The following is a 21,897-nucleotide window of genomic DNA, read 5'->3' as shown; positions in this document are numbered from 1 at the left end:
AAACTCGGAGAGACCATCCATGAGCGGAGAGATCGAAGCACGCCTTGCAGAGCTGGGCGTTACCCTGCCCGACGCACCGGCCCCGGCTGCCAATTACGTGCCCTACGTGGTGGTGGGCGATACCGTCTATGTCTCGGGGCAGATCTCGATGGCAGATGGCGAGATGATCAAGGGCAAGCTGGGCCAGGACATGGATACGGCCACGGCCGCAGCAGCCGCGCGGCATTGCGCGATCTCGCTGCTGGCGCAGGTCAAGGCAGCCTGCGGCGGGGATATCGACCGGCTGGAACGGGTGGTGAAGCTGACCGGCTTCGTCAATTCCACGCCCGATTTCGGCGAACAGCCCGCCGTCGTGAACGGGGCTTCGGATTTCCTGGTCGAGGCCCTGGGCGACAAGGGACGGCACGCGCGTTCGGCCGTCAGCGCCGCATCGCTCCCGTTCGGTGTCGCGGTCGAGATCGAGGGGATCTTCCAGATCCGGAGTTGAACCGATGACCCTGCCGCCCGAGTTCCTGCAAGCCCCCATCGCGCACCGCGCCCTGCACGACATGGGGCAGGGCATCCCCGAGAACAGCATGGCGGCGATCCGCAGGGCCATGCGCGCGGGCTACGGGATCGAGATCGACATCCAACTGTCGTCGGATGGGCAGGCGATGGTGTTTCACGACCACACGCTCGACCGCCTGACCCATGCGACCGGCCCCGTGCGCGACCGTCCCGCGCGGGAGCTGTGCGATCTGCGCCTGACCGATTCCGAGGATTGCATCCCGACGCTGCGCCAGGTGTTGGAGGTCGTCGATGGACAGGTGCCGCTGCTGATCGAGTTGAAAGACCAGTCGGGCGGTGTCGGGGCCGATGACGGGGCATTGGAACGCGCCGTGTCGCGGGAGCTGGCGGCGTACACGGGGCCCGCCGCGGTGATGAGCTTCAACCCCTACATGATCGGCGTGATGCGCGAGATCGCCCCGGACGTGCCGCGTGGCCTGGTCACTTGCGGCTTCATCCCGTCGAAATGGCCGCATCTGAGCGCCGAGCATTGCAACGCGCTGCGTTCCATCCGGGCTTACGGGCAGGTCGGGGCTCGGTTCATCAGCCATGACTGGACGGACCTCGGCTCTCCCCGCGTGACCGAGTTGAAGGCGCAGGGCACGCCGATCCTGTGCTGGACGGTGACCAGCCCGCAGGTCGAATCCGAGGCGCGCCGCGTCGCCGACAACATCACCTTCGAGGGCTACGTGCCGCCGATCCCGGCCTGAATCGCCCTCGCGCGCAAAGGTGAATTGACCGGTGCGCCCTCGGCCCCATCTTGAGCGACGTGCAAGCACTGATGCCGGAGAGCGACCTTGGACGGCAGCACCACCATCGAGATCGAGGTTCTATCGACACTCGCCCAGATCGACCCTGCCGAATGGGATGGCTGCGCATGCCCCGAGGCCGCGGATGGGGGCCGCCCCTTGGACCCGTTCACGACACACCGGTTCCTGTCGGCGCTTGAAACCTCTCGCTCGGTCGGCCCCGGCAGCGGGTGGGAGCCGCACCACCTCGTAGCGCGCGCGGATGGAGAGGCCATCGCCACGGCTCCCCTCTATGCCAAGGGGCATAGCCAGGGCGAGTATATCTTCGACCACAACTGGGCCCATGCCTATGAGCGTGCCGGCGGGCGCTATTACCCCAAGCTGCAAATGGCCGTGCCCTTCACCCCGGCGACAGGGCGCCGCCTGCTGACCAAACCGGGCTGGGAGGAAACGGGCCGCGCCGCGCTGGTGCAGGGGGCGGTTCAACTGGCGGCCGAGCATGACCTCAGTTCGCTGCACATCACCTTCTGCACCGAGGGGGAGGCGCAGGATGGCGACCGTATGGGCCTGATGCGCCGCTGGAGCCAGCAGTTCCATTGGGAAAACCACTGGTACGACACGTTCGATGACTTCCTCGGCTCGCTCAGTTCGCGCAAGCGCAAGAACATCCGCAAGGAACGCCAGCGGGCGCGGGATTTCGGCGGCGAGATCGTCGCGCTGACCGGGGATCAGATCCGGCCCGAGCATTGGGACAGCTTCTGGGCCTTCTACCAGGATACCGGCGCGCGGAAATGGGGCACGCCTTACCTGACGCGCCGCTTCTTCGACGTGGCCCATGACACTTTGCGCGACGACATGCTGCTGGTCCTGGCGATGCGAGAGGGGCGGCCCGTCGCCGGTGCGCTGAACTTCATCGGGCGCGAGGCGCTCTATGGCCGGTACTGGGGCTGCATCGAGGATCACCCCTGCCTGCATTTCGAGCTGTGCTACTATCAGGCCATGGATTTCGCGATCGAACAGGGCCTGAAAACGGTCGAGGCCGGGGCGCAGGGAACCCACAAGCTGGCCCGGGGTTATATGCCGGTGACCACCCATTCGCTGCACTGGGTGCGCGACCAAGGCTTTGCCGAGGCTATCGCGCGCTTTCTGCAGGCCGAACGCGAGGCGGTCGACGAAGAGATCGAGGTGCTGACCACCTACGGTCCGTTCAAGAAGGCGCATGTGGAGGAACAGGAATGACCACGCCGCAGAAACTGACCGGGGAAGGCCGCGCAAATGCGCTGGCTGCCTTGGCCAAGGAGGGATGGCGCGAAGCCGAGAACCGGGATGCCATCACCAAGCGTTTCGAGTTCGACGATTTCAACGATGCCTTCGGCTGGATGACCCGCGTGGCTCTGGTGGCCGAGCACATGAACCACCACCCCGAGTGGTTCAATGTCTACAAGACCGTCGAGGTGACGCTGACCACCCATGACGTCGACGGGATTTCAAACCTCGACGTCGCGCTTGCCTCCAAGATGGACCGTTTCGCACGCGGCGCCTGATCTTTTCGATCTGAAAGACTGACCAACCAGCGCCGTGCGAGCGGCGCCCAAAGAGGTATTGCATGGATTTGGAAAGCATTCTGTCCACCGAGATCGCCAATGACGTCACCATCGGTGATCTGTTCACGGTCGAGTTCCTGGCCTCGCTTTTGGGCGATGTCGTCTTGGCGATCGTGCTGCTTCTGGCGGCCTTCACCGTGTCCGGATGGGTTCGCCGCCGGATCGAGGGGCTGGCCTCGAAGCACAAGCAGTTGGATGATACGCTTCTCGGCTTTCTCGCCAATACCGCGCGCTACATCATCCTGGCTTTCGCGGCGCTTTTCATCCTGAACACCTTCGGCGTGCGCACCACGTCCCTCGTGGCGGCGATCGGTGCCGCCGGTGTCGCCATTGGCCTCGCGCTGCAAGGGACGCTGTCGAACCTTGCGGCGGGGATCATGCTGATCATCTTCCGTCCCATCAAGGTCGGCGATTTCGTCGAGGTGGGGGATCAAATGGGCACTGTGAAATCCATCACGCTGAACATGACCGAGCTTGCCTCGCTGGAAAACGTGCAGATCCTGATCCCGAATTCCGAGGTCTGGGGCAATGAGATCAAGAATTACTCGGTCTATCCGACCCGTCGCGCCGAATGGTATTTCGGGGTCAGCTACGACTCGAACCTGGCCGAGGCCGAGCGGATCATCCGCGAAACGCTGATCGCCGATGGCCGCACCCATTCGGACCCCGAACCTTTCGTGCAGGTGAACAACCTGGGCGACAGCTCGGTCGATTTCCTCGTCCGCGCCTGGGTCGATTCCGGCGATTACTTCGCCTACCAGGCCGACATGAAACGCGCCGTGAAAGAGGCGCTGGACGCGGGTGGCATCGGCATTCCGTTCCCGACCCGCACTGTCGTGCATGACAACGCGCCAATCCGGCTGGCCGCAGCAAACGCGGCCGAGTGATCGGTCACCCCCGGTGCCTCATGACCTCCAGGAACCGCGAGAAGGCGGGGGAGGCGAGGCGCCGGTTCGGATAGTAGAGGTGATAGCCCTGGATCGGCGGGCACCAGTCGGCCAGAACCGCGCGTAGCCGGCCCGCTTCGATATGGGGCTGTGCAAGATCCTCGGGCACGAAGGCCAGTCCGTGCCCGTCAAGCGCCGCGTTCAGGACGGGGATGATGCTGTCATAGGTGAGCTGGCCGTTCACGCGCAGCTCCAAGGCATGGCCGTCCTTCTCGAACTCCCACGCATAAAGGCCGCCTGCCGCGGACATGCGGAGGTTGATGCAGGTGTGATCGGTCAGGTCACTTGGGTGCCGGGGCACGGCGTGGTCCTCGAAATAGGTCGGCGTACCCACGACAAGGAACCGCCAGTCCGGCCCGATGCGCACGGCGATCATGTCCTTGCTGACGGACTCGCCCAGCCGGACGCCAGCATCGAAGCGTTCCCCTACGATATCCACGAAAGCATCATTGACCGAAACCTCGACGCTGACATCGGGAAAGTGGGGCAGGAACTCGGCCAGCTTGGGGCGCAGGATTGTTTCGGCGGCATGAATGCCGGAATTGATCCTGATCCGGCCTGCGGGCTTTTCGCGCAGCTCGCTCAGCGCGTCGATCTCGGCGCGGATCTGCTCGAAATGGGGGGCGACGGATTGGAACAGGCGCTCGCCCGCCTCGGTCGGGGCCACGCGGCGCGTTGTGCGCGTCAACAGGCGCAGGCCAAGGCGCTCTTCCAAGCAGCGGATCGTGTGGCTGACCGCCGAGGCCGACACGCCCAGAATGGCAGCGGCCTTGGTGAAACTGCGCGCTTGCGCCACAACGATGAAGGTCCGCAATTCGCCGAACTCGTCCCGCGCCATTCTTGAATCCTGCTCAACAGTACATGCAATTTACATCGTCTAATCGAATAGCGCGAGCCCCGCTACATACCAACCACACCGCTACAGGAGACACGCCCAATGGATATCTTCCGCGCAAACACCCGCCCCGTCATGGCCGGCCCCGCCGACTGGTTTACCGGCACGGTCGAATTGGAACGGTTGTTCAACCCGGTCGATGAAGAACGCGCGCAAGGTGCCAACGTGACCTTCCAGCCGGGGGCGCGGACGGCGTGGCATACCCACCCGCTCGGGCAAACGCTGATCGTTTTGTCCGGCAAGGGCCGTGTTCAACGCTGGGGCGGTGAAATCGAGGAAATCCATCCCGGCGACGTCGTCTGGTTCGCCCCTGGTGAAAAGCACTGGCACGGCGCCGCGCCGGATAGCGCCATGACCCATACGGCGATCCAGGAAGTTCAGGACGGACGCGCCGTCGACTGGATGGAACACGTGACCGACGCCCAATACGGGGCCTGACCCCTGACCCGTGCGTCGATCCATATCACGCAAGGAAACAACATGATCGAAGGAAAAACCGTCATCATCACCGGGGCCTCCTTGGGGATCGGGGAAGCCACCGCCAAGGAGATCGCGGCCAAGGGTGCCAAGGTGGTGAGCTTTGCGCTCGACATGCCCGAAGATACCACGGTCAACGAGTTTACCTTGGGCCCCGCGACCCAAAGCTGGTGACGTCTGACAACCTTTCCAGGATGCCCGGCACCCTCGGTGCCGGGTTTTTCATGTCGGGCAGGTGGCCAATCCGGATCAGGGCTTGTCGTCTTCGAAGCTAGCTTCGCCCGAGACGAGCCGTCCGACCAGGTCGCAGCCGTTTTCAGGTTGGATGAAATGCAGCCAGGCATTGGCGGCGAAGCGGCGCGGTTCCAGCCGGTAGATCCAGATGTCGATACGCGAGTCGTTCGGTTCCTCCAGCATCGCGTAGTCCAGGATCGCCTGACGCCATTCCGGCGCCATCTGCTCCAGTTCCAGCGCGTTGGCCATGTATTCGTGATCGACCAGCGGCACCTCCCGGCCTGCGCTGTTCTGCTCGATCAGGGCGTGGGTTAACTCGTGCGACAACAGCGTATGCAGCAGAATGTCGGGCGGGAAATTCGCGTAAGGATCATCCGGGGCGACAAGCCCGGTGTAGTCGTCGCGCACGACCAACCTGATCCGATCATAGTCGCAATCGAAGGCCGCAAGGCAGGTCGCGAACGGATGGGCGACCTCATCCACCGCCACGATGTTGATGGGGCGCTGTTGGGGCAGATGGCACGCTGCCAACCCGGCCAGCAGGGTTTCGGCAGACTGGCACAGGGTTGTCCGAAGGGCATCGGACCCGGCATCGACGGTGATGGACCCGCCCGGGCATGGCATCGGATCGGCCAGCACGGGGGCGGCTGCCGACAGGCAAAGCGATACCATCAGGCAGCGGGTTGTTGTCATTGCAACAAGATGCGGGCCGCCGGGGCGCTTGGCAACGAATACCAACCCCAAACAAGAAAAGGCGGGCACATAGGCCCGCCTGTCTCGATTGTCCTTCGCCGCGCCTCAGATCACTGCAAGGAGCGCCTCACCGGTCGAGATCGCGCACTCGCCGGGTTTTTCGACCTGCAAATGGGTGATGACGCCATCCTCGGCCACCAGTGCATAGCGCTTGGAGCGGTCGTAGAACCCGACCTCGGGCTTGGTGTAGGTCATGCCCATTGCGCGGGTGAAACTGCTGTCCCCATCGGCCAGAAGGGTGATGCCCGCCGCCGTCGCGCCCGTCGTCTCGCCCCAAAGCCGCATCACATGCGCGTCGTTCACCGAGACGCAGATGATCTCGTCGATGCCCTTGGCGTCGAACTCGGGTTTGGTGCGCACGAAACTTGGCAGGTGCTTGGAATCGCAGGTGGGCGTAAAGGCGCCGGGCACCGCCACGATGATGATGCGACGGCCCTTTGCCTTCTCTGTCAGCGAGACCTCTTCCGGCCCGTTCTGGCTCATCCGAACGAAGCGCACGTCGGGAAGGCTGTCTCCGATCGCGACCATGCCGCGCCTCAGATCGCTGCCAGAAGGGCTTCGCCGCCCGAGGTTTCGCAGACACCGGGGTTCTCCTCGGCCTGGAACACCTTGACGACACCGTCCTCGACATACATCGCGTAGCGGCCCGAGCGTGCGATCAGGCCGGCCGGCGGCGCGGTGAAATCCATGCCGATGGCCGTGGTGAACGCGCTTTCCGCATCGCCAAGCATCGTGATGCCGGCCTGGGTCGCGCCGGTGGCCTCGCCCCATGCGCCCATGACGAACGGGTCATTGACCGAAATGCAGATGATCTCGTCCACGCCCTTGGCCTCGAAATCGCCCTTGGTGCGCACGAAGCTGGGGACATGGGCAGAATGGCAGGTCGGGGTAAAGGCGCCGGGCACAGCGAAGATCACGACCTTGCGCCCCTTCACCTTGTCGCTCAACTGGACCTGCTCGGGGCCTTCGGCGCCCATCTGAACGAGCGTTGCATCGGGCAGGGTGTCTCCGACGGAAATGGGCATTTGGCGCGTCTCCTTCGCTTGTCTATCCGCATCCCCGGCATATAGGGTCCGCCGCGCAGCACGCCAGTCGCAAAGAGGGCAGGGGCCATGGAAAAAATCGTTGTCGTCGGGGCAGGGCAGGCCGGGGCCTCGTGCGTGGCCAAGCTCAGGTCCGAAGGGTTCACGGGCAAGATCACCTTGATCGGCGAGGAACATGTTCCGCCCTATCAGCGCCCGCCGTTGTCCAAAGCCTATCTGCTGGGAGATATGGAGCTTGAACGCCTCTTCCTGCGGCCGGAAAGCTACTACGCCGAGAACGGGATCGAGCTGATGCTGGATACCCGTGTTGATGCGATCGACCGTGCCGACAAGAAGGTGATCGCGGGGGGCATGACGGTCGATTACGACGCGCTGGTGTTGGCCACGGGGTCTGTCCCGCGCCGCCTGCCCGCTGCCATCGGGGGTGAGTTGCCCGGCGTCCATGTCGTGCGCACCTTGCGCGACGTTGACGAGATGGCCCCCGGGGTCGTGGAGGGGCGCCATGCGCTGATCGTCGGGGGCGGGTATATCGGTCTGGAGGCCGCCGCCGTCTGCCGCAAGAAAGGGATGGAAGTCACGCTGATCGAGATGGCCGACCGCATCCTCAAGCGTGTCGCCGCACCCGAGACCAGCGATTGGTTCCGCGCCTTGCACACGCGCCATGGCGTGACAATTCGCGAGGGCGTCGGGCTGGAACGGTTGCTGGGCGACGATCATGTCACCGGCGCGATCCTGGGCGACGGGACCGAACTGCCCGTTGATCTGGTGATCGTCGGCATCGGGATTTCGCCGGCCACCTCTCTGGCCGAGGCTGTGGGCATCGAGATCGACAATGGGATCGCGACGGACACGCAGGGCCGGACCAGCGACGCGTCCATCTGGGCTGCGGGGGATTGTGCGTCGCTTCCGTTCCGGGGAGAGCGTATTCGCCTCGAGTCGGTGCAGAACGCCATCGACCAGGCTGAAACGGTGGCAAAGAACATCCTCGGCGCGGATCAGGATTACGATCCGAAACCGTGGTTCTGGTCGGACCAGTATGACGTGAAACTGCAAATCGCCGGGCTGAACCGCGGCTATGACCGCGTGGTGGTGCGCGAAGGCGAAGGGGCCTGTTCGCACTGGTACTACGCGGGCGACACGCTACTGGCCGTCGATGCGATGAACGATGCGCGTGGCTACATGATCGGCAAGCGCCTGATCGAGGCGGGCAAATCCCCCGATCCGGCGTTCATCGCGGAGGCCTCCGCCGATCTGAAGCCGCTGTTGAAAGGGTGAGTTGAATGCGGATCGTCGCCGGGCGTTGGCGCGGCAAGAAACTGGCCGAGGTCGGCGCGGGCGATGCGGCGGCGCATCTGCGCCCCACCACCGACCGCGTGCGCGAAAGCCTGTTCAATCTGCTGATGAACGGCAAGCAGGGCGATCCCGTCACCGGCGCCCGTGTGCTGGACCTGTTTGCCGGGACCGGCGCGCTGGGGCTGGAGGCGCTGAGCCGTGGGGCCGCCCATGTCACCTTCGTCGATGATGGCGGGGCGTCTCGCGCGCTTCTGCGGGAGAATATCGGGCTGTGCGCCGCGCAAGGCATGACCAAGGTTTTTCGCCGCGATGCGACCAGCCTTGGCGAGAACCGGGGCAAACCGTTCGATCTCGTGTTTCTGGACCCGCCCTACGGTCAGGGCTTGGGTGAACGAGCCTTGGGCAGCGCGCTGACCGGCGGATGGATCGCCCCCGGCGCCCTGATCGTCTGGGAAGAAAGCACCCCACCCCTCCCGCCATCCGGTCTGGTCCAGGTCGATCAACGCCGCTATGGCGGCACGACCCTGACCCTGTTGCGTGCGGAAGAGGCCGAATGACCCCTGATCTCATCATTTTCGATTGTGACGGCGTGCTGGTGGACAGTGAGCCCGTGTCGAACCGCCTGTTGGTCGACAACCTCGCACGGCATGGCCTGTCGTTGACCTTCGATGAGGCGATGGGGCTGTTCATCGGTGGCACGATGGCAGGGGTCGGCGAGAAGGCCCGCAGCCTGGGGGCCGACCTTCCCGATGACTGGGTGGACGAGATCTATGCCGAAACCTACGCCAAGCTGCGCGAAGGCGTCGATCCGATCCCCGGCATTCCGGCGTTGCTGGATCAGCTCGACACGGTCGGCCTGCCCTATTGCGTCGCCTCGAACGGCAGTGAAGAGAAGATGGGGATCACGCTCGGCTCTACCGGGTTGGCGCCGCGCTTCGACGGGCGCCGCTATTCGGCCCATACCTTGAGGGTCGCCAAGCCCGATCCGGGCCTGTTCCTCCATGCGGCTGCGGATTTGGGCGTCGACCCGGCCAAGTGCCTTGTCGTCGAAGACAGCCCGACCGGCGCAGAAGCCGCGCGGCGCGCGGGCATGCCCTGCTTTGGCTATGCCCCCGAAGGCGATGGTGCGAGGCTGGCTGCCAAGGGCGCGCAGATCATTCGTGACATGGCCGAGATCCCTGCGCTGATCGGGATCCAGGCTGCCTGACACGCCCGCGGCGGACCTTTCCAGTTGCAAAGAAGAAGGCCGCCCCCGAAGGGACGGCCTTCCTACTGGTTACACACGTACTGGTTACGTCTCTCAATCCGTCAAAGGGACGGTTCCTGTACCGGCCTCTTCGGCGACATAGCGGCGGGCGGCTTCGACCAATGCCGCGCCATCCAGTCCGCGCGCGCTCACTTCGTCAATCCACGCTTGGGTGACCGCGTCGCCGAGAGCACGGATTTCCTCGGTCACGTCTTCCGAGAGGGTGGCAATCTGATTGCCAGCGGCGGCCATCGCGGCACGTCCATCCGCATCGCCGATGTCATGGGCGCGCCCGGCCCAAGCGCTCGCCATCATGCCGGAATTGGCGTCGATCACCGCGCGCAGATCCTCGGGCAACCCCTCGTAGACCTCGCGGTTCATCGCCCAGATGAAATAGAGGTTGTAAAGCGACCGGTCGCCCGCAACGTCAGTGTGGCTTTGCACGAGTTCGTCCAGCCGCAGCGAGGGCGACATCTCCCAGGTGATCACGCCACCATCGACGACACCGCGCGCCAGCGCCTCGGGAAAGGCGGGCACGGGCATGCCCACGGGCGTTGCCCCCAGCCGCTCCAGAAGCAGCGTTGCAGGTCGTGACGGTCCGCGCAGGCGCAACCCCTCAAGATCCGCAATCTCCTGAATCGCCGGGCCATCGACATGGATCAGGCCGCGCCCATGCATATGCGCGGCAATGACATGCACATCGGCGAAATCATCCATCAGGAATTCCTGCGTGAAGTGCCATGCAGCGCGGCTGGCCTCTTCGCCGGATTTCGTCGTCATGAACGGAAGCTCAAGCGCTTCGGCCTCGGGGAAGCGCCCCGGCTGGTAGCCCGGAATGACCCAACCGCCGTCGATCGCCCCGTCTCGGATCAGGTCATACTGACTGGGTGCGGCCCCTCCGAGTTGCATGAACGGGTAGATCTCGACCGCGATTCGGCCCCCCGACTGCTCTTCGATCGCCTCGGCCCAAGGCCCCATGAAATGGCTCGGGTTGGCCGAGAGCGGCGAGACGAAATGCTGGAACCTCAGGGTGACATCGGGTTCGGATTCCTGCGCGAGCGAGGGGCCAGCGCAAGCGACCGTAAACGCAGCCGATGTGGCCACGACATATCCGGCAAGGCGGGACAACATGATCCTGATACTCCTCGAGGTTTACGCATTGGTCAACTGGCTAGCCAAAGGATGGGCTTCCGTTAAGGGGAAAGTTGCGTAATGCGACACAGCGACCGGACCACCAAATCTGGCAGGGCTTGTTAACCAAACATCAATATGGGACGGTCAGAATTCATCGAGCAGACCGCATAACAAGACACGACAGGCCCCCGCACACCTATGCTGGAGACCCGCCCAGACGCATCCGCCCTGCTGTCGCAGGTTTTCGGCTTTCCGGGGTTCCGCCCCGGTCAGGAAGACATCGTGGGCGCGGTTGCCGCGGGCCACAACGTGCTGGCCATCATGCCCACGGGCGGCGGCAAATCCCTGTGTTTCCAGCTTCCCGCGCTTATGCGCGAGGGCGTGACCGTCGTGATCTCGCCGTTGATTGCGCTGATGCGCGACCAGGTTCGCGGCCTGCGCGAAGCCGGGGTTGAGGCGGGTGCGCTGACCTCGGGCAACACGCCCGAGGAAACCGATGCCGTGTGGGAGGCGCTGGAAAGCGGCAGGCTCAAACTGCTCTACATCGCGCCGGAACGCCTCGCCTCCTCGGGGGCTGAGCGGATGCTGAAACGTGCGGGCGTGTCCCTGATCGCGGTGGACGAGGCCCATTGCGTCAGCCAATGGGGCCATGACTTCCGCCCCGATTACCTGCGGATCGGGGCGTTGCGCCGGCAATTGAACGTGCCGCTGGCCGCCTTCACCGCCACGGCGGATGCCGAAACTCGCGAGGAAATCGTCGCGCGCCTGTTCGATGGCGCGCAGCCCGAAACCTTCCTGCGCGGGTTTGACCGGCCGAACCTGTCGCTCGCCTTCGAGGTCAAGAACCAGCCGCGCCAGCAGATCCTCAGCTACGCCGCCGCGCGCAAGGGGCAATCCGGCATCGTCTATTGCGGCACCCGCGCCAAGACCGAGACACTCGCCCAAGCCCTGCGCGAGGCGGGCCATTCCGCCTGCCATTACCACGGCGGGATGGAGGCCGAGGATCGCCGCCATGTCGAACACCGGTTCGCCACCGAGGATGGCCTGATCGTGGTTGCCACCGTCGCCTTCGGCATGGGCGTGGACAAGCCCGATATCCGTTGGGTCGCGCAGGCGGACCTGCCAAAAAGCATCGAGGCCTATTACCAGGAAATCGGCCGCGCGGGGCGCGACGGGGCGCCTGCCGATACGCTCACGCTTTATGGTCCCGACGACATCCGCTTTCGCCGCCAGCAGATCGACGAAGGCCTCGCCCCGCCCGAACGCAAGGCGGCCGATCATGCGCGGTTGAACGCGCTGTTGGGACTGGCCGAGGCGATCAGTTGCCGCCGTCAGAAACTGCTGGGGTATTTCGGCGAGGAGTCGGACCCTTGCGGCAATTGCGATCTCTGCGCCACCGCGCCCGAGACCTTCGATGCCACGACCGCCGTGCGCAAGGCGCTGTCGGCGATCCTGCGAACGGGGGAGTATTTTGGCACCGGCCACCTGATCGACATCCTCCTTGGGCAGGATACCGACAAGGTCCGTGCCCGCGGGCATGATCGGCTTCCGACTTTCGGCGTCGGGTCGGAGTTCGACCGGCGCGGCTGGCAGGCCGTGTTTCGCCAGATGATGGGCCATGACCTCGTGCGGCCCGATCCCGCCCGGCATGGCGCGCTGCGCATGACCGAGGCCGCGCGCCCGATCCTGAAGGGCGAGGCCGAGATCACCTTGCGCCGCGACACGATCACCAAATCGGCCAGCCGACGCCCGGCCGCCAAGATGCTGGTCTCGGAAGAGGACGCACCGCTTCTCTCGGCGCTGAAGGCCAAGCGCCGTGCGCTGGCCGAGGCCGCGCGCGTTCCGGCCTATGTCATCTTCACGGATCGCACCCTGATCGAGATGGCCGAGACGCGCCCCCAGTCGCTGGACGAGATGGCCAAGGTCTCGGGTGTCGGCGCGACCAAGCTCGACCGCTACGGGGCCGAGTTCCTGTCCGTCATTACCGGCGAGGCCGCAGCCCCCCTGCACCCCGCGCGGCGCAAGCTGGCGGGGCGCGAAGCGGGCACTGTCTATGATCGCCTTCTGGCGGTGCAGGCCGATCTGGCACGCGGCGACACGGGGCTTGAGAAACCGCTCTCCTGTTCCTCGTCGCAGCTGGCGAAACTGGCCGATATGCGCCCGACCGACCGGTCCACGGTCGAACGGTTGCTGGGGGAACGGCGCGCCGAACGCTTTGCCGATGCGTTTCTCGATGTACTGCGCGAGGCTGGATAACCCGGCACCATCGCCTTACATGATCAACCGATCACGAATTGCTGCCCCGGAGGACCGCCCATGCTGACCGTCATTTCCCCAGCGAAACGCCTCGATTGGGCGCCCCGCGATGTCGAGATGACCAAGCCGGTTTTCCAGGATCAAGCCGACGAACTTGCCGAGGTCGCGCGCGATCTGTCCGTGGGCGATCTGCAAAAGCTGATGAGCATTTCCGAGGACCTCGCCAAGCTGAATGTCGAGCGCTTCGCGCGCTATGCGGAGGAGCCTGACGATCTGCGCCCCGCCGCATTGGCCTTTGCCGGTGACACCTATGCCGGTCTGGAGGCCGCCAGCCTCGATGCGGACGATCTGCGCTTTGCGCAGGACCGCCTGCGCATCCTGTCGGGCCTTTACGGCCTGTTGCGCCCGCTCGACGCCATCCGGCCCTACCGTTTGGAAATGGGCACTCGGCTAAAGACCCCGCGCGGCAAGACGCTGTATGATTGGTGGGGCGACCGCATTGCCGAGGCGCTGAACGCCGAAGCCGAGGAATTGGGGACCGACACGCTGATCAACTGCGCGTCCGTCGAGTATTTCACGGCCGCTGACCGGGAAGCGCTGAAGCTCAAGGTCATCACGCCCGTGTTCCTGGAGGACAAACCGGGCGGTCCCAAGATCGTCAGCTTCTATGCCAAGAAAGCCCGTGGCGCGATGGCGCGGTTCATCACCGAACGTCGCCTCACCAACCCTGAAGGCATCGTGGAGTTCGACCTTGGCGGCTACCGCCATGCGCCTGACCTGAGCGAGCCGGGCAAGCCGGCCTTCCTGCGCGCCGAGGCCGCCGAAAAGGCAGCCTGACGATTTCGTAGCGCTGCGAATGGCGCGCGCAGGCCTGCGCGCGCAAACCCGTCAGTGTCCCGGGTGGGATTTCTCGAAGGCCGCTTTCTGCTCGTCACTTGCCTCGGTCTGGTATTTGGCTTTCCACTGCGCGTAGGGCTCGCCGTAGATGACCTCGCGGGCCTCTTCCTTGCCCATGTCGATGCCACGCTCGGCGGCGGCTTCCTGGTACCAGCGGCTCAGGCAGTTGCGGCAGAATCCCGACAGGTTCATCAGGTCGATATTCTGCACGTCTTTGCGTTCATCGAGATGTTGCAGCAACCGGCGAAAGGCGGCGGCTTCAAGCTCGGTTCTCGTCGCGTCGTCCATGTCTTGCCTCCTGTGTTCGGGTCAGACCTCGGAAATCTTCAGCGCCGCGTCAAGCATGGGGGCCAGCCTTGCGCCCCATGCCGCCTGATCCGCCTCCTCCTCGATCAGGTCGTTGCGCAGCTCGATCAGGACATGGGGGCGGCCCGGCTGCACCCCGTGCCGGTCCATCGCGTCATTGGGCAGGTGGCCGGAATAGGGTTCGTTATCACCCACGCACAGGTCGGGTTCGTCGTTCAGACGGGCCAGCAGCGGCAGTGCCAGCCGGGTATCCGCGGCATAAAGAACGCCCACATGCCACGGGCGCGGCGCCCGGCCCCGAAGCTGCCGGGTAAAGGAATGGATCGACACGAGAACGGGGTCATCCCGCCCCGCGATCAGGCGCTCCAGCGCGCGATGATAAGGGCGGTGGAACAGGTCCAGCCGCCGCTCGACCTCGGCCGCATCGGCATGGCGATTGGCCGGAATGATCGACCCGTCATAGATCTTCATCAGAAGCGTCGGGTCATCCTCGCCGCGGTTGGGGTCGATCACGAGGCGGGAAAAATCCGACACGATCACCGGGGCATCCAGCGCCGCTGCCAGGCTGCGCGCCACGCCGGCGGCCCCCACGTCATAGGCGATGTGGCGCGCCATGTCCTCGGGGGGCAGACCAAGATCCCCGCCCGCAACCTCGGGCGGCACGCGGTTCGAGGCATGGTCGCAGGTCACGACCCAGCGGCTTTTGCGCCCCTCGCCCTCGATATGAAACGGTGCAGTCACGGTCGCGTCATCCTCGCGTCATCCGACACCGGCACTTAGGACGCAATCGGTGAAAGCGCCAGAGCCGGGGTCGGCAGGCAACTTGTCCCGCGCCTGCTTTTGGGCCAATAGGGGCGCAAGGCGCCGATGTGAGCGCAAACATCGCCCAAAAAGGGTGAATAAAGATCACGAAGGGGGGGCAGGTTGCCCATGAACACCGGAAGAAACGTCAAGATCGTCGCAACGCTGGGTCCGGCCTCGGATGGCTACGACATGATCCGCGCTTTGTTCGAGGCCGGGGCCAACGTGTTCCGCCTGAACATGAGCCACGGCAGCCATGACGAGATCCGCGAACGCCACGCCGCGATCCGCCAGGTCGAAAAGGACACGGGCCGCCCGATCGCGATCCTTGCCGATTTGCAGGGGCCAAAGCTGCGCTGCGGCACCTTCGCCAATGACGAGGGGCACGAGTTGCAGGACGGGGCATCCTTTCGCTTCGATCTTGACCCGACGCCCGGCGATGAAAGCCGCGTGCAACTGCCCCACAAGGAGATTTTCGAAGCGCTGGAGCCGGGCAAGCGCCTTCTGGTCAATGATGGCAAGGTGCGCCTGCGCGTCGAGAAATGTGGCAGCGATTTCGCCGATTGCACCGTGATCGCGGGCGGGCCGATCTCGAACCGCAAGGGCGTGAACGTGCCCGACGTCGTACTCCCGCTGGCTGCCCTGTCCGACAAGGACCGCAAGGATCTTGAATTCGTCTGCCAGCTCGGTGTCGATTGGCTGGCGCTCAGCTTCGTGCAGCGCGTCGCCGACGTGGAAGAGGCGCGGGAACTGGCCCATGGTCGCGCCGCTATCCTGTCGAAGATCGAAAAGCCGGCTGCCGTCGATTGCTTCGACGAGATCCTCGCCGCTTCGGACGGGATCATGGTGGCGCGCGGCGATCTGGGGGTCGAGTTGCCCGTTCAGGCGGTGCCCCCGATCCAGAAGCGCCTGGTGCGCCAGTGCCGCTCGGCTGCGAAACCCGTGATCGTTGCAACCCAGATGCTGGAGAGCATGATCGAAAGCCCGATGCCAACCCGCGCCGAGGTCTCGGACGTCGCGGCGGCCCTTTACGAAGGGGCGGACGCGGTGATGCTGTCGGCGGAGTCTGCGGCAGGCGATTATCCGGTCGAGGCGGTGCAGACCATGCACAACGTTGCAATCGAGGTCGAAAGCGATCCGAATTTCCGCGATATCATGGTGGCGTCCCGCTACGTCGACCGATCCTCGACCGCCGACGCCATCGTGGCCGCCGCGCGCGAAATCGCCGAAACCGTGAACATCAAGGCGATCTGCTGCTTTACTCAGTCGGGCAATACAGCCGCGCTGGTGGCGCGGGAACGTCCGCGCGTGCCCGTGATCGCGCTGACGCCCCTGACCGGGGTGGCGCGGCGCATGTGCCTGCACTGGGGCACGAGCTGCTTCATCACCGATGAGCTGACGCGCTTCAAAGGGGCCGTCGTGTCGGCGGCGCGGGCCGCGCGCTCGGGCGGGTTCGCCAGCGAAGAGGATCAGATCATCGTCGTGGCCGGTGTGCCCTTCAACGTGCAGGGTTCCACGAACATCCTGCGCGTGGCACCCTGTGCCGAACGCCTGATCTACGCCACCGACCCGGAGTGAGCCACGCTTGACCCTGCCAGACGTGCCGTCCGACATCCTGCTGGTGATTGCCACGCTCGTCTCGGGCATGGCGCTCGCGTCGAGCCTAGCGGGTTGGGTCAACGGGCGCTGGCCGATCGCTGCCCTTCTCAGCCTGGCAATCGGGGTCGGGTTGTTCGTCTTCCTGCATCTGTCGCTCCCCGGCGGGCTGGAGTTCTGGGACATTCCCGATGCGTTCATCCTTGTGGCGGCGCGGATTCTGAACTGAGGCTTGCCACGTCGCCCCTTTGGCTGTATGCGACCCGCTCCAACGGTGCGGCCGGCCTTGATACGGCATGCCGAGTCGCGCCCGAACCGCTTCGAGACAAGGAGACGGAAATGCCGAAGATGAAGACGAAATCGAGCGCCAAGAAGCGCTTCAAGGTGACGGGCACCGGCAAGGTGGTCGCCGCTCAGGCCGGCAAACGGCACGGGATGATCAAGCGGACGAACAAGTTCATCCGCAACGCACGCGGGACGACGACCCTGTCGGAACCCGATGCGAAGATCGTCAAGTCCTACATGCCCTACGACCGCTGAGGAGGCCCGGATATGTCCCGCACCAAAGGTGGAACCGTCACCCATCGCCGCCACAAGAAGGTTCTTGACGCGGCCAAAGGTTATTATGGCTCGCGCTCGCGCAACTTCCGCACCGCGACCCAGGCCGTCGACAAGGCCAACCAGTACGCCACGCGCGACCGCAAGGCCCGCAAGCGCCAGTTCCGGTCGCTCTGGATCCAGCGCATCAACGCCGCCGTGCGCGCCCATGATGAAAGCCTGACCTATTCGCGCTTCATCAACGGCCTGGCGCTGGCCGGGATCGAGGTGGACCGCAAGGTTCTGGCCGATCTCGCCGTGCACGAGCCCGAAGCGTTCGGCGCCATCGTGGCGCAGGCCAAGGCCGCGCTCTGATCCGACCCCGGATCGCTTGAGTTTCAACCCCCGCCGGGCGACAGTCCGGCGGGGGTTCTCTTTTGCGGGCAGGGCCGATGGGCTATTTCTCCGACTATCTCAAGCGCACCGATGACCGGATGCTCTCGAAATGGGTGCATTACTTCGAGGTCTACGAGCGCGAGATGACCCGGTTTCGTCAGCGCCCGATCTCGTTTCTGGAAATCGGCGTGTTCAAGGGCGGCTCGATCCCGATGTGGAAAGGGTTCTTTGCCGAAGGTTCCCGCCTGACCTTCGTCGATATCGACCCGGACTGTGCCCAACATGCCGAGGAGGGCACCAGCGTCGAGATCGGCAACCAGGCCGATCCGGATTTCCTTGCGCAGCTTGCCGAGAAACACGGACCCTTCGACGTGATCCTGGATGATGGCAGCCATGTCTGCGCCCATCAGATCGCCAGTTTCGAGGCGCTTTGGCCCCATATCAGCGACCGTGGCATCTATGTGGTCGAGGATTGCCATACCTCCTACTGGCCCGGTTTCGGCGGCGGTTATCGCAATGAGGCCAGCTGGATCGAATACGCCAAGCGCCTCGTGGACCGGATGCATAGCTGGTACACCGATCAGGACGCGATGTTTCCCTTCGACGAGATCGCGAAGGACCTGCAAGGCGTGCGCTTCTACGACTCGATCACCGTGGCCGAGAAGCACCAGAAACCCGAACCTCCGACGACGCTCTATGCCCAGAACGGCAAGGTGACCTTGTCGCGCCGTGCACTGGCCGTGCGCGGGCGGAAGTCGGCCTTCGCGGGCAAGGACGGGACCTGAGACCCGGAAAATAATGGAACCGGCGAACATCCGGCACGTTGTGGAGGCAGATCACACGCAACCATGACGGAGGTTCGACATGGCAACCGCAAAGACCACCAATGGCCGCAGCAGCCCCGACAGCGCGGACATTGCCGCCCAACTGGAAACCGTGAAGGCCGATCTGGCCGCGCTGAGCCAGACGATGGCCGATTATGGCCGCGGCAAGGGCGCCGAAGCGCGTGCGCACGTCAATGAACGCGCCAACGATCTGTCGGACGCCGCCCGTCTCAAGGGCGAACAGGCCCGCGCCGAAATCGACCGCATGACCGCCCAGACGGGCGACATGGTGCGCTCGAACCCGGGGGCGGCGCTGGGCGTTGCCGCTGGTGTCGGCTTCCTCGTCGGCTTTCTCTCGTCGCGCCGGTAAGGGGGCCGCGATGCTGACCGCATTGGCTTACAAGGCCCGGGTCGAGGCCCGGGCCGCCGCCTTCTCGACCTTTGCCGGGCTGTTGCTGGCCGTGGGGCTGGCGTTTTTCACGGTGTCGGCATGGCTTGCCCTGTCCGCCGTCCTGCCGACGGCAACGGTCGCCTTGATTGTCGGTGGCGTCTATTTCGGTCTCGCGCTGGTCTTCTTTGGCATCGTGGCCCTGATCCGGCGTAAACCGGTCCATGTGCCGCCCGCCGCGCGCAGCACGCCGATGCCCGAGATCATCCAGGCCTTCGTCACCGGCATGGCCGCTGGCCAAGGGACCGCCGCCACCCGCCGCTGATGCCAGCCTGCCTTGCAATCCGCCCCCTCTCTGCTAGGTGAGGGCGCGGATTTTTTCATGGGCGGAGATGGCTTCGATGGACGGTTTGGACAGCTTGCGCGCCACCTGGCTGGAGCGGATCGGAAACGCGGGCGACGAGGCCGCGCTGGAAGAGATCCGCGTCGCGGCCATCGGCAAGAAGGGCGAGATCAGCCTGAAGATGCGCGAGCTGGGCAAGATGACGCCCGAGGAACGCCAGACCGCCGGTCCCGCGCTGAATGCCCTGAAGGACGAGGTGAACAGCGCGCTGGCCGCCAAGAAGCAGGCGCTGGCCGATGCCGCGCTGGACGCCCGCCTGCAAGCCGAGTGGCTGGACGTGACCTTGCCCGCGCGGCACCGCCGCGTCGGCACCATCCACCCTGTCAGCCAGGTGACCGAAGAGGTCACGGCGATCTTCGCCGACATGGGCTTCTCGGTGGCCGAGGGGCCGCAGATCGAGACCGATTGGTACAATTTCGACGCGCTGAACATCCCGGGCCACCATCCCGCCCGCGCCGAGATGGATACGTTCTACACCCACCGCGCCGAGGGGGATAACCGACCGCCCCACGTGCTGCGCACCCATACCAGCCCCGTGCAGATCCGCCATATGGAGGCGCATGGCGCGCCCTGCCGCGTGATCGCGCCGGGCCGCGTCTATCGCGCCGATTACGACCAGACGCATACGCCCATGTTCCACCAGGTCGAGGGGCTGGCCATCGACCGCGATCTGTCGATGGCGAACCTGAAATGGGTGCTCGAGGAATTCTTCACCGCCTATTTCGGCACCAAGGTCAAAACGCGCTTCCGCGCCTCGCATTTCCCCTTCACCGAGCCGTCGGCCGAAGTCGATATCCAGTGCTCCTTCGAAGGCGGCACCGTGAAGGTGGGCGAGGGCGACGGCTGGCTGGAAGTACTGGGCAGCGGCATGGTGCACCCCAAGGTGCTGCAAGCGGCGGGCGTGGACCCGGCCGAGTGGCAGGGCTTTGCCTTCGGCATGGGCATCGACCGGATCGCGATGCTGAAATACGGCATCCCCGATCTGCGGGCGTTCTTCGACTCAGACCTGCGGTGGCTGCGCCACTACGGGTTCAGCGCGCTGCAGGTGCCGGCGGTGCATTCGGGGGTGTGAAGAACTCGCTCCGCCCGAATAGCGCCGAAGGCGCCGGGCGAGCGCCTGCCCGTCCCGGCGGGCTGGCGCTTTGGCAACCCTCGCGCATCGTTCCTTCTGAGCAATGACTTGGCTGCCATAAAGCGCCATAGACCGCCCGTTGCTGCGCCACCCCACGGGCAGGCGCGCGCCCGGCTACCGTTGCGCGCGTTGGTGGCCGCGCCCGGCCCTTACCCCCACGGGCAGCGCGCGCCCGACTGCCACATCGCGTAGGGCGGGACTTGCCCCGCCGCGCCGGGAGAGGCGGGACAAGTCCCGCCCTACCTTGCCCTGTCGCAGATCCGCGCCATTTCACGCCCATGCCAAACCTTCGCTGCTCAACCTGGATCGTCCTTGCCCTCGTCACGCTGATCGTGATCGCGCATGTGTTCCTGTGGCGATCCGACATGCCGACGGGGCAAAAGCTGACCTGGACGCTGCTGAACACGCTGGCCTGGACGATTATCCTTGCGCCGGTTTTCCTGGTCGAGCGCTGGCTGACCTCGGTCCGGGCCAGGAACCGGGATGACCGTCCCGACGACAGCCAAGCTTGACCCACGCAGCGGTTTTCGGCACGGGGCCGGGAAACAGCACATGGGGGCGGAATTGACACGCTATCTGAACCTCGGCGCGGCGCAGATGGCCTCGGCCATCGGCGATCTCGACGCGAACCTCGCCACCCATCACAGGCTGATCGGACAGGCCAGGAACCTCGGGATCGAGTGCCTCGTCTTCCCGGAACTGTCGCTGGCGGGTCATTACGGCGCGGAAAACCTGCTGAACGTCGCGATGCACCGTGATGATACCCGCCTGCTAGACCTGTCGAAGGCGGCGGGCGAGATGGAAATCGTCGTCGGCTTCATCGAGGAAGGCCCTGCCGCGCAGTTCTACAACGCCGCCGCCGTGCTAAAGAACGGCAGGCTGGTCTATATCCACCGCAAGCTGAACCTGCCCAGTTATGGCCGTTTGATCGAAACGAAATACTACGCGCTGGGCCGCTTCGTCGACACGCACCCGATGCCGGGGGACTGGCGCATGGGGCTGCTGATCTGTGCCGATCTCTACAACCCGGCGCTGGTGCACCTGTCCTTCCTGCACGGCGCGACCCTGTTGACCGCGCCGATTTCGTCGGGGCGCGAGGCGGTGGGCGACGAGTTCGACAACCCCGACAGCTGGGCCACGACGATGAAGTTCTATTCCATGATGTACGGCGCGCCGTCGATCATGGTGAACCGCTGCGGCGTCGAGGAAGACCTGACGTTCTGGGGCGGCTCGCGCATCCTCGACCCGTTCGGGCGTGTGCTGGCGCAGGCGGGCGAGGGCGAAGAGGTGATCGCGGCCAAACTCGACTATGCCGAGGTGCGCCGCGCCCGTGCCCTGCTGCCCACCGTGCGCGACAGCAACATCAGCCTGGTCCAGCGCGAGATGGAGCGGTTGACCGCCAAACTTGGCGTGCCGGATATCGTGCGCGACGACGAGTGA

The 21,897-nt window shown here is 65.0% G+C and carries 29 protein-coding genes; 22 read left to right on the top strand and 7 right to left on the bottom strand.

What is annotated here, in order from left to right:
• Positions 1-19: 19 nt before the first annotated feature.
• The 5 genes from ABD923_RS11000 to ABD923_RS10980 all read left to right on the top strand — a co-directional run bounded on the left by ABD923_RS11000 (position 20) and on the right by ABD923_RS10980 (position 3,786).
• Positions 20-487, top strand: coding sequence for a RidA family protein (locus ABD923_RS11000; protein ID WP_259553951.1), 468 nt, complete (start codon positions 20-22; stop codon positions 485-487).
• A 4-nt stretch (positions 488-491) separates the two neighbouring features.
• On the top strand, positions 492-1,256 hold the full coding sequence (locus tag ABD923_RS10995; protein WP_259553952.1) for a glycerophosphodiester phosphodiesterase family protein: 765 nt from the start codon (positions 492-494) through the stop codon (positions 1,254-1,256).
• 87 nt (positions 1,257-1,343) lie between these two features.
• Entirely contained in the window at positions 1,344-2,534 is a 1,191-nt protein-coding gene (locus ABD923_RS10990) for a GNAT family N-acetyltransferase (RefSeq protein WP_259553953.1), read from the top strand.
• Entirely contained in the window at positions 2,531-2,839 is a 309-nt protein-coding gene (locus ABD923_RS10985; RefSeq protein WP_259553954.1) for a 4a-hydroxytetrahydrobiopterin dehydratase, read from the top strand. The genes ABD923_RS10990 and ABD923_RS10985 overlap by 4 nt, the downstream gene beginning before the upstream one ends.
• 62 nt (positions 2,840-2,901) lie before the next feature.
• A complete protein-coding gene (locus ABD923_RS10980; RefSeq protein ID WP_259553955.1) occupies positions 2,902-3,786 on the top strand; it encodes a mechanosensitive ion channel family protein in 885 nt (294 codons plus the stop codon).
• A 4-nt stretch (positions 3,787-3,790) separates the two neighbouring features.
• Here ABD923_RS10980 and ABD923_RS10975 read toward each other — a convergent pair whose 3' ends face one another.
• A complete protein-coding gene (locus tag ABD923_RS10975; protein ID WP_259553956.1) occupies positions 3,791-4,684 on the bottom strand; it encodes a LysR family transcriptional regulator in 894 nt (297 codons plus the stop codon).
• Positions 4,685-4,783: 99 nt separating this feature from the next.
• Here ABD923_RS10975 and ABD923_RS10970 point away from each other — a divergent pair, with 99 nt between their 5' ends.
• Both ABD923_RS10970 and ABD923_RS19150 read left to right on the top strand, forming a co-directional pair.
• A complete protein-coding gene (locus ABD923_RS10970; protein WP_259553957.1) occupies positions 4,784-5,179 on the top strand; it encodes a (R)-mandelonitrile lyase in 396 nt (131 codons plus the stop codon).
• Positions 5,180-5,221: 42 nt separating this feature from the next.
• Complete coding sequence (locus ABD923_RS19150) at positions 5,222-5,392, top strand: SDR family NAD(P)-dependent oxidoreductase (RefSeq protein WP_310796445.1); 171 nt, start codon at positions 5,222-5,224, stop codon at positions 5,390-5,392.
• Between the two features lie 75 nt (positions 5,393-5,467).
• Here ABD923_RS19150 and ABD923_RS10960 read toward each other — a convergent pair whose 3' ends face one another.
• The 3 genes from ABD923_RS10960 to ABD923_RS10950 form a co-directional block, all read right to left on the bottom strand.
• Positions 5,468-6,145 carry a DUF6639 family protein gene (locus tag ABD923_RS10960; RefSeq protein ID WP_259553958.1) on the bottom strand — a complete coding sequence of 226 codons (678 nt, stop codon included), beginning with the start codon at positions 6,143-6,145 and terminating at the stop codon, positions 5,468-5,470.
• A 105-nt stretch (positions 6,146-6,250) separates the two neighbouring features.
• Positions 6,251-6,733, bottom strand: coding sequence for a peroxiredoxin (locus tag ABD923_RS10955; protein ID WP_259553959.1), 483 nt, complete (start codon positions 6,731-6,733; stop codon positions 6,251-6,253).
• Between the two features lie 8 nt (positions 6,734-6,741).
• Positions 6,742-7,230, bottom strand: coding sequence for a peroxiredoxin (locus tag ABD923_RS10950; RefSeq protein ID WP_222190539.1), 489 nt, complete (start codon positions 7,228-7,230; stop codon positions 6,742-6,744).
• 87 nt (positions 7,231-7,317) lie between these two features.
• Here ABD923_RS10950 and ABD923_RS10945 point away from each other — a divergent pair, with 87 nt between their 5' ends.
• The 3 genes from ABD923_RS10945 to ABD923_RS10935 are packed head-to-tail and all read left to right on the top strand — an operon-like array spanning position 7,318 to position 9,748.
• A complete protein-coding gene (locus tag ABD923_RS10945) occupies positions 7,318-8,523 on the top strand; it encodes an NAD(P)/FAD-dependent oxidoreductase (RefSeq protein ID WP_259553960.1) in 1,206 nt (401 codons plus the stop codon).
• Between the two features lie 5 nt (positions 8,524-8,528).
• Positions 8,529-9,098 carry a 16S rRNA (guanine(966)-N(2))-methyltransferase RsmD gene (rsmD, locus tag ABD923_RS10940; protein ID WP_259553961.1) on the top strand — a complete coding sequence of 190 codons (570 nt, stop codon included), beginning with the start codon at positions 8,529-8,531 and terminating at the stop codon, positions 9,096-9,098.
• The gene (locus ABD923_RS10935; RefSeq protein WP_259553962.1) at positions 9,095-9,748 is read left to right on the top strand and encodes an HAD family hydrolase; all 654 of its coding nucleotides are present in this window, start codon (positions 9,095-9,097) and stop codon (positions 9,746-9,748) included. The genes rsmD and ABD923_RS10935 overlap by 4 nt, the downstream gene beginning before the upstream one ends.
• A gap of 93 nt (positions 9,749-9,841) precedes the next feature.
• Here the strand turns inward: ABD923_RS10935 and ABD923_RS10930 are convergent, their stop codons facing one another.
• A complete protein-coding gene (locus tag ABD923_RS10930) occupies positions 9,842-10,918 on the bottom strand; it encodes a TRAP transporter substrate-binding protein (protein ID WP_259553963.1) in 1,077 nt (358 codons plus the stop codon).
• Positions 10,919-11,119: 201 nt separating this feature from the next.
• Here ABD923_RS10930 and recQ point away from each other — a divergent pair, with 201 nt between their 5' ends.
• On the top strand, positions 11,120-13,177 hold the full coding sequence (gene recQ / locus ABD923_RS10925) for a DNA helicase RecQ (protein ID WP_259553964.1): 2,058 nt from the start codon (positions 11,120-11,122) through the stop codon (positions 13,175-13,177).
• Positions 13,178-13,237: 60 nt separating this feature from the next.
• Positions 13,238-14,014, top strand: a complete 777-nt coding sequence (gene yaaA / locus ABD923_RS10920) for a peroxide stress protein YaaA (protein ID WP_259553965.1) — start codon at positions 13,238-13,240, stop codon at positions 14,012-14,014.
• Positions 14,015-14,065: 51 nt separating this feature from the next.
• Here yaaA and ABD923_RS10915 read toward each other — a convergent pair whose 3' ends face one another.
• Together ABD923_RS10915 and ABD923_RS10910 are read right to left on the bottom strand one after the other, a co-directional pair.
• On the bottom strand, positions 14,066-14,362 hold the full coding sequence (locus ABD923_RS10915; RefSeq protein ID WP_259553966.1) for a DUF1244 domain-containing protein: 297 nt from the start codon (positions 14,360-14,362) through the stop codon (positions 14,066-14,068).
• 21 nt (positions 14,363-14,383) lie between these two features.
• Entirely contained in the window at positions 14,384-15,121 is a 738-nt protein-coding gene (locus tag ABD923_RS10910) for an N-formylglutamate amidohydrolase (RefSeq protein ID WP_259553967.1), read from the bottom strand.
• A 189-nt stretch (positions 15,122-15,310) separates the two neighbouring features.
• Here ABD923_RS10910 and pyk point away from each other — a divergent pair, with 189 nt between their 5' ends.
• The 10 genes from pyk (at position 15,311) to ABD923_RS10860 (ending at position 21,897) form a co-directional block, all read left to right on the top strand.
• On the top strand, positions 15,311-16,759 hold the full coding sequence (gene pyk, locus ABD923_RS10905; RefSeq protein ID WP_222190556.1) for a pyruvate kinase: 1,449 nt from the start codon (positions 15,311-15,313) through the stop codon (positions 16,757-16,759).
• A 7-nt stretch (positions 16,760-16,766) separates the two neighbouring features.
• Entirely contained in the window at positions 16,767-17,006 is a 240-nt protein-coding gene (locus ABD923_RS10900; RefSeq protein ID WP_222190558.1) for a hypothetical protein, read from the top strand.
• Positions 17,007-17,116: 110 nt separating this feature from the next.
• The gene (gene rpmI / locus ABD923_RS10895; RefSeq protein ID WP_025311654.1) at positions 17,117-17,317 is read left to right on the top strand and encodes a 50S ribosomal protein L35; all 201 of its coding nucleotides are present in this window, start codon (positions 17,117-17,119) and stop codon (positions 17,315-17,317) included.
• Between the two features lie 12 nt (positions 17,318-17,329).
• Positions 17,330-17,689, top strand: coding sequence for a 50S ribosomal protein L20 (rplT, locus tag ABD923_RS10890; RefSeq protein WP_222190560.1), 360 nt, complete (start codon positions 17,330-17,332; stop codon positions 17,687-17,689).
• Positions 17,690-17,766: 77 nt separating this feature from the next.
• Positions 17,767-18,495: a class I SAM-dependent methyltransferase gene (locus tag ABD923_RS10885; protein ID WP_259553968.1), complete on the top strand. Its 729-nt coding sequence runs from the start codon at positions 17,767-17,769 to the stop codon at positions 18,493-18,495.
• A gap of 79 nt (positions 18,496-18,574) precedes the next feature.
• Entirely contained in the window at positions 18,575-18,904 is a 330-nt protein-coding gene (locus ABD923_RS10880; RefSeq protein ID WP_259553969.1) for an ElaB/YgaM/YqjD family protein, read from the top strand.
• Positions 18,905-18,914: 10 nt separating this feature from the next.
• Positions 18,915-19,247, top strand: a complete 333-nt coding sequence (locus ABD923_RS10875) for a hypothetical protein (RefSeq protein ID WP_259553970.1) — start codon at positions 18,915-18,917, stop codon at positions 19,245-19,247.
• An 85-nt stretch (positions 19,248-19,332) separates the two neighbouring features.
• Positions 19,333-20,397 carry a phenylalanine--tRNA ligase subunit alpha gene (pheS, locus tag ABD923_RS10870; protein ID WP_405048337.1) on the top strand — a complete coding sequence of 355 codons (1,065 nt, stop codon included), beginning with the start codon at positions 19,333-19,335 and terminating at the stop codon, positions 20,395-20,397.
• 338 nt (positions 20,398-20,735) lie between these two features.
• Positions 20,736-20,969: a phenylalanyl-tRNA synthetase subunit beta gene (locus ABD923_RS10865; RefSeq protein ID WP_259553972.1), complete on the top strand. Its 234-nt coding sequence runs from the start codon at positions 20,736-20,738 to the stop codon at positions 20,967-20,969.
• Positions 20,970-21,009: 40 nt separating this feature from the next.
• A complete protein-coding gene (locus ABD923_RS10860) occupies positions 21,010-21,897 on the top strand; it encodes a nitrilase-related carbon-nitrogen hydrolase (RefSeq protein ID WP_259553973.1) in 888 nt (295 codons plus the stop codon).

The organism is [Roseibacterium] beibuensis (assembly GCF_039542305.1).
In the GTDB taxonomy this organism is placed as follows: domain Bacteria; phylum Pseudomonadota; class Alphaproteobacteria; order Rhodobacterales; family Rhodobacteraceae; genus Roseibacterium; species Roseibacterium beibuensis.
The sequence above is the reverse complement of the archived record's forward strand: the minus strand, read 5'-3'. Positions and strand labels throughout refer to the sequence as shown.